This is a genomic window from Dokdonia genika, assembly GCF_042652845.1.
Classification (GTDB): domain Bacteria; phylum Bacteroidota; class Bacteroidia; order Flavobacteriales; family Flavobacteriaceae; genus Dokdonia; species Dokdonia donghaensis.
In genome coordinates this window covers 493868-507011 of the sequence record NZ_JBHSHB010000008.1, presented here as the reverse complement: position 1 = coordinate 507011, position 13144 = coordinate 493868, and the positions used below count along the sequence as shown (strand labels likewise).

General features: G+C 38.7%; 9 protein-coding genes. 5 read left to right on the top strand and 4 right to left on the bottom strand.

The window, feature by feature from the left end; all coding sequences use genetic code 11:
• Positions 1-39 precede the first annotated feature (39 nt).
• A complete protein-coding gene (locus ACFO5T_RS06295) occupies positions 40-1428 on the bottom strand; it encodes a tetratricopeptide repeat protein (RefSeq protein ID WP_380032914.1) in 1389 nt (462 codons plus the stop codon).
• A gap of 229 nt (positions 1429-1657) precedes the next feature.
• On the opposite strand from ACFO5T_RS06295, the gene ACFO5T_RS06290 reads away from it, so the two are divergent.
• Positions 1658-2134: a hypothetical protein gene (locus ACFO5T_RS06290; protein ID WP_380032912.1), complete on the top strand. Its 477-nt coding sequence runs from the start codon at positions 1658-1660 to the stop codon at positions 2132-2134.
• On the opposite strand, the gene ACFO5T_RS06285 is transcribed toward ACFO5T_RS06290, so the two are convergent.
• Positions 2121-3491, bottom strand: a complete 1371-nt coding sequence (locus ACFO5T_RS06285) for a hypothetical protein (protein WP_380032910.1) — start codon at positions 3489-3491, stop codon at positions 2121-2123. The genes ACFO5T_RS06290 and ACFO5T_RS06285 overlap by 14 nt on opposite strands.
• A gap of 128 nt (positions 3492-3619) precedes the next feature.
• Between ACFO5T_RS06285 and ACFO5T_RS06280 the strand changes: the two genes are divergently transcribed.
• Together ACFO5T_RS06280 and ACFO5T_RS06275 are read left to right on the top strand one after the other, a co-directional pair.
• Positions 3620-6157: a M14 family zinc carboxypeptidase gene (locus ACFO5T_RS06280; protein WP_380032908.1), complete on the top strand. Its 2538-nt coding sequence runs from the start codon at positions 3620-3622 to the stop codon at positions 6155-6157.
• 2 nt (positions 6158-6159) lie between these two features.
• Positions 6160-7728, top strand: coding sequence for an amidohydrolase family protein (locus ACFO5T_RS06275; RefSeq protein ID WP_380032906.1), 1569 nt, complete (start codon positions 6160-6162; stop codon positions 7726-7728).
• Positions 7729-8072: 344 nt separating this feature from the next.
• Here ACFO5T_RS06275 and ettA read toward each other — a convergent pair whose 3' ends face one another.
• Together ettA and ACFO5T_RS06265 are read right to left on the bottom strand one after the other, a co-directional pair.
• On the bottom strand, positions 8073-9764 hold the full coding sequence (gene ettA, locus ACFO5T_RS06270) for an energy-dependent translational throttle protein EttA (RefSeq protein WP_035325109.1): 1692 nt from the start codon (positions 9762-9764) through the stop codon (positions 8073-8075).
• 98 nt (positions 9765-9862) lie between these two features.
• Positions 9863-11161, bottom strand: a complete 1299-nt coding sequence (locus tag ACFO5T_RS06265; protein WP_380032904.1) for an anthranilate synthase component I family protein — start codon at positions 11159-11161, stop codon at positions 9863-9865.
• Between the two features lie 128 nt (positions 11162-11289).
• Here ACFO5T_RS06265 and ACFO5T_RS06260 point away from each other — a divergent pair, with 128 nt between their 5' ends.
• Complete coding sequence (locus ACFO5T_RS06260) at positions 11290-12900, top strand: class I SAM-dependent methyltransferase (RefSeq protein ID WP_380032902.1); 1611 nt, start codon at positions 11290-11292, stop codon at positions 12898-12900.
• 20 nt (positions 12901-12920) lie between these two features.
• Entirely contained in the window at positions 12921-13142 is a 222-nt protein-coding gene (locus ACFO5T_RS06255) for a VF530 family protein (RefSeq protein WP_021778590.1), read from the top strand.
• Positions 13143-13144: the final 2 nt, after the last annotated feature.

The window sequence follows — 13144 nt, the reverse complement described above, 5'->3', positions numbered from 1 at the left end:
ACTTTATGCACCTATTTTTAAACAAAATTTTAGAATTTGCTAGTTTGAATATTTCTCAATTAACTCACGCACTTCCTTCTTTGCAGCCACATAAGGAAAAAGTTCATCTATAATTATAGAAAATTCGGCATCTAGTTTTAGACCATTTTTCAAAAAGTAACGTCCTTGTATATCACTTCCTTGTATATAGTTAAGACCTGCCAGTCTAAAAGCTACCTCGGCATTTTCTGGATAAAACTCCATAGCCTGCGTTAAATTAATAACTGCAGCATTATGTTCACCTAGTTGTAAAAGTATATCTGCTCTGTTTAACCAAGTTTCAAGTTCATAATTACCCAGTTCTAACGTACGGCGATACCCTTCTTCTGCCTCTTCATAAAACTTAAGCCTGTGATTAATTTTTGCATAACGTTTCCAGTAAAGTACGTTATCGCTATCTATATTAATCGCTTTGTTTATATAATATAATGCCTTTTGAAAGTTAAGACGTTTTTTATAGAAATCTGTAATGGCAATCCACCCATTATCTAGTAAAGGATCTTCGTGCACACAACGCTCAAAGTGCTTTATAGCAAGTTCATCACTTCCTAACTTATCATAGCATTTACCCATACGAAGTAATGCAAAAGACGTGGGATCTTCAAGCTCTAGTGTAATCTGGTAGTTTTCTAAAGCTTCATTATAACGCCCTAATTTCTCCAGCACTTTACCTTTCTCAAGGTATGCTCCTACAAAACGGTCATCACTTATAATGGCAAAATCATAGGCCGAGAGCGCTTTTTCATACTCCTTAAGTCCAAAATATTGTTTACCCACTTGATGCCAAGCTACTTCACAATAAGGATTATTATTTAAAAACATATTGAGGTAATCTATAGCTTCTGTATGTTGCTCTAAAAAATCAAAACAATAAATTACATTATAAAGCGCACTATAATCTTGATCATCTACCTCTAGGCATTTCATAAAATTAACCTTGGCATTCTGAAAATCTTCTATAAAAAGATATTCCATCCCTATGAGGTTATAAACATCTGCAGGGTCATTAGTAAGATCTATAGCCTGCTCTAGTAAGTAAATCGCCTTTTTGTGATCATCCTGTTTGCTATAAATATTTGCCTTCTGGATGAAAACTTCTTCATTATGTGGTTCTAACTCGTGTAGCTCTGTAAGAATTTGTTCGGCTTTTTCAAACTTATTTTCAAAGATGAAAAGCTCTGCTTTAAAAAGTCTAAGATTTGATGATGTGGGATGCTGCTCTAGACCAAGCTTTACAGCTTTTCGCGCAAGCGCAATTTTACCACTCTCGATATAGTAATTTGCAATATTCTCAAACTCCTCTGCGTCAAAAAAAAGAACATCATTAGTCTTTAACATAGACTCAAAGCGAGTGAGTGATATACTATTTCCTTCTTGGCTAAAATCCATAGGCGACATTTTAAAATTACTCTTACTATAAATGTAATAATAGTTAAGAGTGATGTTGAGCTTCTACTACTTAGTTGTCAACATAGTAATGAACAGCCAATAATCGCGCCAAACTGAATATATGACAATCACAACGTTAACCTTCTGATTATGAGGCGAAAATATAATCACAAAAAGATTACCTGTAACATATTACATTATTTTGCATCATATCATTACAAGAAAAGTTATGAAAAACATCCTATATAAAGAGACACAATATTTCCGCTCCCTTATTCTTATACTTTTACTGGTAGTCGTTATTCTGGCAGCTACAAATGTATATTTGAGTAATGCACAGGCTGCTGCTAGTCCCGCTATTTATATAACAACTACTTTGCTTTTTACAGGGATTATTATCCTTTTTTACAAGCTAGATATTATCATTACAAAAGATGAAGCTATATTAAGTTTTGGGATAGGTCTTGTTAAGAGAAAAATAGCTACTAACCGTCTAGACCTTGCAAGTACAAAAATCTTAAAGACAACATTGCTCTGGGGAATAGGCTATAGATTTACACCTCACGGCACGCTTTTTAACACACGTCTAGGTAAAGCCATTCACATTAAAACAAAGAATAAAAACTCAGAGTTCTTTGTGGTGACAGATAATATAGAGGCTATAAAAACTGCTATAAAAAAAGCTCAAAGCATTAGTAATACTTAGACTTACCTAGGTAATCTTTTATTATTTCATTCCACTCAGGGCCTATACGTAAGGCGGTTGTATAAGGAATGGCATATAGATTATCATAATCTGTATATCCAGATTTTAATAATTCTTCTAGATAAAAAAGAGAAGCATTAATATCACCCTCGCGAGCACTAAGTCCTATAACTTGTATAAACGCATCTTGGTTAGACGGGTTTACCAGTGTGCGTAAGATATTTACAAAAAGTAGTTTTTCTGGGGTGCTATTTTGTGCTTTTACAATCTCATATTGCTGCTCTACACTGTTTTGTACAAATCCTTTGAGACGTATAGCAGCCTTACGCTCTTGTTTACTGCTTGCAGTACTATCTATTTTTACATCTAGCTCATCCATCTGGTAACTCCACCAGCCTAGGTTATCAAAAAACGCCTTTTGCGTGTCTTCTGCTAGGTAATACTTAAAATCTTCTGCTAGCAGACCTTCTCCGTAGGCAATTACAGTACTCCTATCTCGCTTAGCGCGAAAAGCTTTATTAAAACGTATTTCCTTTGCGAGTTCTTTCTGGCTGTTTATATCAAGAATCTTCTTGTACTTATCTTTAAGCGCTGTCACAAAGTTATATGCATAAACGTGCTTTTGCTTTTTGTACAATAAATCTGCAAAGGCCATATCTGTATCATAAAATTGCTGTACGCGCTCTTCTTTTACGTCCTCGTCTATTAGAATATCTGTAAGCGCTGTCGCCAGGTAACCAGATTCTGGCAGATCACCTCCATCATACACGTGGTAACCCTTTATAAATTTATCTAAGCTATATCCTGTACCATAAGCACGTAGCTTATAAAACTGCTTACCCTCATCTGGTGAGAGTATAGACACCTTAAGTTTTGGGTTTTTGCTAAGAAGCTTCTTGTCTAAAAATGCATCTCCTACCGCAATAAGACCATAAGTGCTATTAGACAACTGCGCGCTGGTACTCGTTACTAAACTTGCATCGCCAAAACCCGCAAGAATTATCTTGTCACGATCTATAGCATACTCATCATAAGAGCGGTTTATCAACTCCTCCATCTGTTTTAGTGCCGGCTTTATCGTGCTATCTAGCTCATAATTTGCTCCTATAACAATACTACTAGTGAGCGCGGCACCTATAGAAAACTGTTGTGTAATGAGATCTCCCCTTCCTTTCTCATCAAAAACAAACACTACAGGATATGTGCTCTGTGCATCATAATCTCTAGGGAGATATATTGCATACGTTTTATCAGAAGTAGGGTCTTGCTTCACCTTGGGGTGCACCATACCTGGTGTAATGGCAGATTGCCCAAAAGTAATAGATGTAATAAGGAGTAAAAAATAAAAATTGCGCATACAGTATAAAATGAATATTGCAGGTATCAAAAACCGTGCACAAAATAAAGGTAGCACATTCTAAACGTACTTTTATAAAGATGTTGCAATAATTATTTCCGTATTTTTAGTGGTACAAATCAATCCAAATGAAATATAAGATTCTATTACTGACTGTGGTTTTTTACGCTTTCGCGAAAGCGTTATCACCGCAACTACACGCACAAGATTATTTTACAGGCAAGTATGCTCCTTTTGACTCCGCCATCCCGTCACCTGCAGAGTTTCTGGGGTACGACATAGGCGAGCAACATACCCGCCACGACCAGATTGTAGCTTACTTGCAAGAACTAGCAGAGATATCAAACCAGGCTACCATAGCACAATACGGCAAGTCACACGAAAGCCGAAAGCTAGTTATGCTCACCATATCTACTGCAGAAAACCTTGCAAACTTGCCGGACATTAAAAAACAACATCTCGCCTTTGTAGACACAAAGCAAAATGTGACTAATTATAATGAAGTCCCCGTTTTTATACAACTAGGGTATAATGTGCACGGTAATGAACCATCAAGTTCTGAGGCGGCATTGCTTACCGCATACACACTAGTAGCATCACAGCATCCAGATATTGTAAACTACCGTAAAAACAGTGTTATCTTTTTAGACCCTACCATAAACCCAGATGGTCGTGATCGCCACACACAGTGGGCAAATAGTTATAAAGGCTCACCACTTGTATCTGATAATATAGACGCAGAGCATACAGAAATGTGGCCACGCGGAAGGACAAATCACTACTGGTTTGACCTTAACAGAGACTGGTTACTCGCTATTAACCCAGAGAGTCGTGGTAAACTAGACTGGTATCACAACTGGTATCCTAATGTGGTTACAGATTTTCACGAGATGGGTACAAACAGTACACACTTCTTTGAGCCTATGTTGCCTATAGGAAGTAAAGACCCTATTATGCCTAAGGAAAATTATGAGGAGCTCAATAACCTTTTTGCACCATACTTTTCTAGTGCGCTAGATGAGATAGGGAGTTTTTATTTTACAAAGGAAGCCTTTGACGGCACCTACCCAGGCTACGGATCTTCATATCCAGATTTACAAGGAGCGCTCGCCTTACTTTTTGAGCAAGCAAGTAGCCGTGGTCATTTACAAGACACAGATTTTGGCACCATTAGTTTTCCATTTACAATAAGAAACCAGTTTACATCTGGAATGGCTACCGTAAAGGCCGCTGTAGAGAACAAAGCTAGACTACGCGAGTATCAACAAGAGTTCTTTAAAAGCGCCTTTAAGAAAGGAAAAACAGATCAAGCAGCCGCATACGAGTTTGGTGATTCTTATGATGCAAATAGAACAAAGGCTTTTATAGATAAGCTCTTAAAGCACCGTATTAAACTATATGATAAAGGTGATGGCCGTTATGTAGTACCTACTAACCAAGCTCAAAAAAGAATGGTACAATCATTTTTTGAAACTTATAGCACGTATCGTGATAGTGTATACTATGATGCAAGTGCGTGGTCTGTAGGTAACTTTTACAATATGCGTTACAAAGGTTTGAACAGCACACCAAGTTTAGGAAAAGAGATCACCACAACAGAAAATTTAGTCCGCGTAGCACCACTTACAAAAACAAGCTATGCCTACCTTATAGATTATGATGATTATAATGCACCAGCACTACTTAACTACCTACAAAAAGAAGGACTCGTGCTTGCCACCGCTTTTAAACCATTTACAGCAAATACTACAAGCGGTGTTAGAGATTTTAATTATGGTACACTTTTGTTACCAGTAAGTCGTCAAGATGAGACCGAAGATGAAGTATATGACATACTAGCAGCTGCACAACAAAAATATCAAGTACCTATTTATGCGGCAAATACTGGTTTTAGCATAAAAGGAATTGATTTAGGAAGCCGAAACTTTCAAAAAATAGACGCTCCTAAAGCACTTATGGTTATAGGTAATGGTACTAGCTCTTATGAGGCTGGAGAGGTATGGCACTTGCTTGACACACGTGTGCATATGCCTATCACAAAAGTGATGATGAGCAACTTTAACCGTGTAGATTTAAGTAAGTACAACACGATAGTGATGGTGTCTGGCAACTACAACGCCATATCAGACAGACAGCAAAAAAACTTGAAAGCTTGGATTGCTCAAGGCAATACTCTTATTACTTCTGGAACTGCGAGTAGCTGGGCTATAAAATCAAAAATTGCTACGGGTAAACTTACAAAAGATAAGAAAGAAGACTCCACAAAGACCGAAGAGCGCAAACCTTATGTAAATAAAGGTCCTAATCGTGGTAAGGAGCGTCTAGGCGGAGCCATTTTTGAGGTAGATCTGGACTTAACACACCCACTCGCTTTTGGCTACAGATATAACACACTACCTGTTTATAAGAACAATAACGTATGGCTACAACCTTCAAAAAGTGAATATAATACCGTTGCTCAATATACAGACACACCGCATATAGATGGATTTATATCTGATAAAAACTTAAATGACTTTATGAAAAAGAGTGCCTCACTTATCGTTTCTCCGCAAGGTAGAGGCCGTGTGGTCCTTTTTGCAGATAATCCTAACTTTAGAGGAAGCTGGTATGGTACCAATAAACTCTTTCTTAACGCAATCTTCTTCGGGAGTTTAATAAACTAGTTATGCATAAATCTATTATCACATTTATATGCGGAGTGTTGTTTTTTTCCGCTTTCGCGAAAGCGCAATCACCCCTACAAGAAGGTCCTTTTAATCAGCTCATCATACGTGGCGTAACGCTCATAAATGGTAATGGTGCACCACCGATAAGTCCTGTAGATATTGTAGTAGAAGGAAATAAAATCACCGAAATTAAAGTAGTAGGATATCCAGGTGTAGCGATTAACGAAGCAAAACGCCCAAAACTACGTGCAGACGGAAAAGAGCTAGATGCAAATGGAATGTACCTTTTACCGGGGTTTGTAGACTGTCACGTGCATATAGGCGGAGAAGCTCAAGGAGCAGATCCAGATTATGTTTTTAAATTATGGATGGCACACGGCGTTACAACCGTACGTGAGGTTTCTGGAAGAGGAAGAGACTTTACCCTAGATCTCAAGAAAAAATCTGCACGCAATAGCATCATTGCTCCACGTATCATCTCGCATACAGGCTTTGGCCAAGGTAGTAAAGAGACTATAACTACTGCACAACAAGCAAGAGAGTGGGTTCAAAATAATAGCAAAAATGGTTCAGACGGAATTAAGTTTTTTGGCGCTCCACCAGAGGTTATGCAAGCAGCTCTTGAAGAAAACAAGAAACTGGGACTTACCTCATCTATGCACCACGCTCAAATGAGCGTTGCACGCTGGAATGTACTTAACAGCGCACGAGCTGGACTTACGTCTATGGAGCACTGGTACGGACTGCCAGAAGCACTGTTTGAAAACACGACGGTACAAAACTATCCGCTTGACTATAATTATAACAATGAGCAACACCGTTTTGGCGAGGCAGGACGCCTATGGGCACAAGCGGCTAAGCCAGGGTCTGAAAAATGGAATGCAGTGATGGAAGAGCTTATCGCGCTAGATTTCACACTAGATCCTACCTTTAATATTTATGAAGCCAGTCGTGACTTAATGAGAGCAAGAAGAGCCGAGTGGCACGAAGACTACACCCTTCCTTCCTTATGGAGGTTTTATCAACCTAGTAAAATTTCACACGGTAGCTACTGGCACTTCTGGGGCACAGAAGAAGAAGTACACTGGAAAAACAACTACCGAATGTGGATGGCTTTCGTAAATGAATATAAAAATAGAGGTGGTCGTGTGACTGTAGGTACAGATTCTGGCTTTATTTTTCAATTATATGGATTTGCATACCCTAGAGAATTAGAGCTACTTAGGGAAGCAGGTTTTCATCCTCTGGAAGTTATAAGAGCGGCAACCCTCAATGGCGCAGAATTGCTTAATATGGAAGACCAAGTGGGCTCTGTAGAAGTAAATAAACTTGCAGACTTTGTCATTGTAGAAGAAAACCCATTGCAAAATCTCAAAGTACTTTATGGAACAGGCGCTATAAAACTAACAGATGATAATGAAGTAGTGCGTGTAGGTGGAGTTAAGTACACCATAAAAGACGGGATAATCTATGATGCAAAAGAACTTTTGAGAGATGTAAAAAGCCAAGTAGATAAGGCAAAAAAGGAAGAAAACTTCACACTAAAACAACCGGGAGTTAATGATTAAATAATATATTTTATGACTTCACATCAGATAAACTGCATAATTTTATCGCTGTAACGGAATTATTCGTAAAATGTATGGTTCAAAAATTTTTAAATTACTTAGACGCAACCTTTTACATATTTTAGTATCTATAAAGTGAAACCATAAAACTATCAAGATGATACGCATTGAATTTAATAACAAACTGATCCTAATTAATAAGTCAATACTTATTGTATCTGTTATTATACTCGCCTTATGTGCTATGCTATTTTTCTTTATGTAGCGGTATTTTACAATTAACACTTAAAATAAAAACGCCCCATACAGTTATGTATGGGGCGTTTTTCATTGTATGTAATTACTTACCTTACTAACTTCTTGTATTTAATACGCTTAGGCATTAAATCACCACCTAATCTCTTTTTCTTATTAGCCTCATATTCTGAGAAACTACCTTCAAAGAAATACACTTGACTATCTCCCTCAAAAGCAAGAATGTGAGTACATATACGATCTAAGAACCAGCGGTCGTGACTAATTACTACTGCACAGCCTGCAAAGTTCTCTAGTCCTTCTTCTAGGGCTCTTAGTGTGTTTACATCAAGGTCGTTTGTAGGCTCATCCAGTAATAGTACGTTTCCTTCCTCTCTTAAAGTCATCGCGAGGTGTAAACGGTTGCGCTCACCACCAGATAGTGTTGCTACTTTCTTATTTTGCTCACTACCTGAGAAGTTAAATCTACTTAGGTAGGCTCTTGAATTTACTTCCTTACCTCCCATCATTACAAGCTCTTGCTCGTCTGAGAAGTTTTGCCAGATAGTTTTCTCTGGGTCTATATTGCTGTGACTCTGGTCTACATATGCGATTTGAGCCGTCTCTCCTACGTTAAAGGTTCCTTTATCTGGAGCCTCTTCACCCATAATCATTTTAAAGATAGTAGTTTTACCAGCTCCGTTAGGACCTATAATACCTACGATACCAGCCTGCGGCAAGTTAAAGTTAAGGTCTTCATACAGTAACTTATCGCCAAAGGCTTTACTCACTCCAGATGCCTCAATAACATTAGTACCAAGACGTGGCCCATTAGGGATATAGATCTCAAGCTTCTCATCTACTTGCTTTTGATCTTGACTCATCATCTTGTCATAGTTCTGTAAACGAGCTTTTTGTTTAGTCTGGCGACCTTTTGCTCCTTGACGTACCCACTCTAGCTCTCGCTCTAGTGTTTTTTGCCTTTTTGAAGCGGTCTTACTCTCTTGCGCCATACGCTTAGACTTCTGGTCTAGCCAAGAAGAGTAGTTTCCTTTCCAAGGGATTCCCTCTCCTCTATCCAGCTCTAATATCCATCCTGCTACGTTATCAAGGAAGTAACGGTCGTGTGTTACGGCTATTACCGTTCCTTTATATTGTGCAAGGTGATGCTCTAACCAGTGCACAGACTCTGCGTCAAGGTGGTTAGTAGGCTCATCTAGTAATAACACATCTGGCTCTTGTAATAATAATCTACATAAAGCCACACGACGCTTTTCTCCTCCAGAGAGTACACCCACTTTTTGATCTGCCGGTGGGGTGCGTAGTGCATCCATCGCGATCTCTAGTTTTGTATCTAGCTCCCAGGCACCGCGAGCATCTATCTCATCTTGTAAAACTGCCTGGCGTGCCATAAGCTTATCCATCTTATCTGCATCTGAGTATACCTCTTCTAGACCAAATGAATCATTAATCTTATTGTACTCATCAAGAATAGCAACCGTTTCGGCTGCGCCTTCTTTTACAATCTCAAGAACCGTTTTTTCTGGATCTAGCTTAGGCTCTTGCTCAAGATACCCTACAGAAAATTCTTTATCTGAAGTTACATCTCCCTGAAAGTTTGTATCTAATCCTGCGATGATTTTCATCAAGGTAGATTTACCAGAACCGTTAAGACCTAAGATTCCTATTTTTGCTCCATAAAAGAAGCTTAGGTATATCTTTTTAAGTACAGGTGTCTGTGCTCCAGGAAACGTTTTTGAAACGCCCTGCATTGAAAAAATGATCTTTTTATCGTCGCTCATAATTTGGCTTTTGGCTCTAAGCTGTATGCTTTAAGCTAGTTGTTTTATTGTTAGTACGCTTTCGCGAAAGCGGAAGGCAAAAATACAAAATATCGCTACTATTCTCCCTCTAAAACGGCACGCATCGCCTTAGCCTTGAGTAAGCACTCTTCATACTCACTATCTGGATCAGAACCAGCGGTAATGGCGCCGCCTACTGAGTATGAGATGTACTGTTTCTCTGCATTGTAGAGTATACTGCGTATGATTACATTAAAATCAAAATCGCCTGCCGGGGTAAAATAGCCCACTGAGCCGCTGTATAAACCCCGCTTTGACTCTTCTAGTGACTCGATGATTTGCATTGCTCGCAATTTTGGCGCTCCGGTCATACTTCCCATTGGGAAGGTACTACGTATCACATCTACCGGTGAGATACCTACGGCTAGTTGTGAGGTAACGGTAGAGATCATTTGGTGAACTTGCTTAAAGGGATATACCTCGCATAACTCCTCTACTACAACAGATCCTCTGCGAGCTGTGCGAGACAGGTCGTTGCGCACGAGATCTACAATCATTATGTTTTCTGAGCGCTCTTTTGGGTTTTGTTGTAACGCTTTCGCGAAAGCGTAATCCTCCACCTCATTATCACTACGTCTAGCCGTTCCCTTTATGGGCTGGGTAACAATCTTCTCTCCTATTTTTTTAATATACCGCTCTGGTGTTGCCGAAAGTAAATACTGATCTTCCATCCTTAAATAAGTGGCAAACGGTGGGGTACTTATTGCATTGAGTCGCTCATAGGTTTCTAGCGGATCGATGGCGCCTGTTGCATAAAACTCTTGACACATATTTGCCTCATAAATATCACCTCTTTGTATGTGAGCAAGCATCTCACGTACCTTTTCTTTATAAGCTTCTTTGTGAATTTTGAGTTTAATAGATAATGGGTCTGCAGGGATATAGGGTTCATAGTTTACACCATTTATTATCTCCTTATAATCCTCTTCTATCTCATCATCTACCATACCTAGGTAGTGCATCTCGAGGGTGCCACCTTTGAGTAAAAAAACCTTTTTGGGCTGAAAGAAATATAAGTCTGCAAAGTTGAGACTGTCATCATTTTTTGACGTAAGTCGCTCAGTATCATTCTTAAGATCATAACTGAGGTATCCAAAAATCCAATCTTTTGTTGTACTTTGATACTCCTCCAGTTGATCAAAAGCTCCTTGATAGTCAGTCTTTAAACTTGTAAAAGCATCTACTGCTAGTATGGCCTCGTACTCAGGATAATTTTGTCGCTCGTAACTATTACTATCAAGCCACACAATGTCTTCATACTGCTGTGCCCAAGAAAGTAGTTGTTTCTTAAAGGCAATAAGGTCTGTTATAGTTATGGTTTTAATAGTACGATTCACAGCGGTAAAAATACACAAGAATGAGACGGATATAAATTGATGTTAAAAACATTTTTATTTGAAAAAAAGTTATTAACCTAGTGATATGGTAGACTAATAAATACTTAAACACATAACACACTGATACTATGGTATCCAAAGCATTACAAGCCACCTATAGAGAGCGACTTTTTAGACACTTAGACGGTATCGCTACCGCTCCATCTGCGTTTTCGCTTCACAAAAAGGGCGTGACTACATATATATTAGACAAAAAAGAGGTCACAATTGGTGATTTGACATCAACATTTGATGCAAATGAGGGATACCTCAACGTGGCATTGCGACTACTAGCCTCACAAGGATGGCTCGTGCAGCACATAGATAATAGCACAAATACGGTTACTTATAGTATTAATGAGCATACGCCAACTGCTTTTGCACTCTTCCCGCTTTATGAAGAGGTTACAGCATTACAAAAGCTTTCTGAAAATTACCATTTTAGAAAATTTGAGGTTGTTCCTTTTAAAATGTTACAAGATATTTTTTCAAAATACCGCAATCATTATGGTATCACGCTATCACAAGATCCAGCAGAAAGAGCAATACAAGAACAAGTACTTGCTCATATAGAAGGAAGTATACTAGGTCCTACTCTTGTACACCTGTCTATGAATGGGGCTTTTCATAAATACTTTATGCAGGCAAGCTTTAGGCCAGAAGAGTTTCACGCAGATGGGGAGAACTTTAAAAAACTATTAGACATACTCACTTATTTTAAACTGTTTACTCGCAAAGAACACACGTATCAATTTACAGACAAAGGACTGTTCTTTGCAAAGAGAGCCAGCGCATACGGTGTGACTGTTTCTTACATACCTACCTTGCGTAAGCTTGACGACCTGCTTTTTGGTAATGCGCTTGCGGCAAAATCACAAGGTGACGGTAGCCAAGAAGGACACGTAGACAGAGCTATGAATGTATGGGGAAGCGGTGGTGCGCACGCTAACTACTTTAAAGTGGTAGATACTATTATACTTGATATTTTTAACAAACCTCTAGACGAGCAACCTAAAGGGATATTAGATATGGGCTGCGGTAACGGTGCTTTTTTAATACACCTTTACAATCTTATTGAGCGTCACACACTACGTGGCAAGCATCTAGATGAACACCCACTTATACTAGTAGGAGCAGATTATAACCAGACAGCAATAGATATTACTAAGCAAAATCTCATCCAAGCCGAAATATGGGCAAAAGTGATGTGGGGAGATATAGGTGACCCAGACAGACTCGCTGCCGACTTACAGGAGGAGTATGACATCACGCTAGGAGATCTTCTTAATGTGCGTTCTTTCTTAGATCATAATCGTGTATGGAAAGCCCCAGCGCAATCTACAAAGAGTCCAAGCACATCTACTGGAGCCTTTGCATATGAGGGCGCTCGCATTTCAAATAACAATGCTGAAGCCTCGCTTGCAGAACATTTTGGAAAATGGTCTCCATATACTGGAAAACACGGTTTATTACTTATAGAGTTACATAGTGTACCTCCAGCAATTGCAGCAGATTATATAGGAAAAACAGCCGTAACCGCCTATGATGCTACGCACGGCTACTCAGATCAATTTATAGTAGAAGTACCTGTTTTCCATAAAGTGCTAGATAGTATAGGTATGAAGAGAGATGAAAAACTAAGTAAAAAATTTCCAAATAATGATGCTGCAACAGTAACCGTAAATCTATTTAGACACTAGATTGCTTTATCTTTGCTATTATGGAAGAGAAGCAGCAACAACCTAATAACCCGTTACACGGGGTAAAACTTGTAGACATCTTAGAGTTTCTAGTAACAAATTATGGCTGGAAGGAAATGAGTCTACAGGTAGATATAAATTGTTTCAAAAAAGATCCTTCTATAAAATCTAGTCTCAAATTTTTGAGACGTACTCCTTGGGCTAGAGAAAAAGTAGAGCAATTATACCTGCAGTCTATATAAAA

What these genes read in the sequence shown, in the direction of transcription:
- ACFO5T_RS06295 (WP_380032914.1), bottom strand. Translation starts at nt 1,428, where the DNA reads ATGGATTTTAGCCAAGAAGGAAATAGTATATCACTCACTCGCTTTGAG.
- ACFO5T_RS06255 (WP_021778590.1), top strand. Translation starts at nt 12,921, where the DNA reads ATGGAAGAGAAGCAGCAACAACCTAATAACCCGTTACACGGGGTAAAA.
- ACFO5T_RS06285 (WP_380032910.1), bottom strand. Translation starts at nt 3,491, where the DNA reads ATGCGCAATTTTTATTTTTTACTCCTTATTACATCTATTACTTTTGGG.
- ACFO5T_RS06290 (WP_380032912.1), top strand. Translation starts at nt 1,658, where the DNA reads ATGAAAAACATCCTATATAAAGAGACACAATATTTCCGCTCCCTTATT.
- ACFO5T_RS06275 (WP_380032906.1), top strand. Translation starts at nt 6,160, where the DNA reads ATGCATAAATCTATTATCACATTTATATGCGGAGTGTTGTTTTTTTCC.
- ettA (WP_035325109.1), bottom strand. Translation starts at nt 9,764, where the DNA reads ATGAGCGACGATAAAAAGATCATTTTTTCAATGCAGGGCGTTTCAAAA.
- ACFO5T_RS06260 (WP_380032902.1), top strand. Translation starts at nt 11,290, where the DNA reads ATGGTATCCAAAGCATTACAAGCCACCTATAGAGAGCGACTTTTTAGA.
- ACFO5T_RS06280 (WP_380032908.1), top strand. Translation starts at nt 3,620, where the DNA reads ATGAAATATAAGATTCTATTACTGACTGTGGTTTTTTACGCTTTCGCG.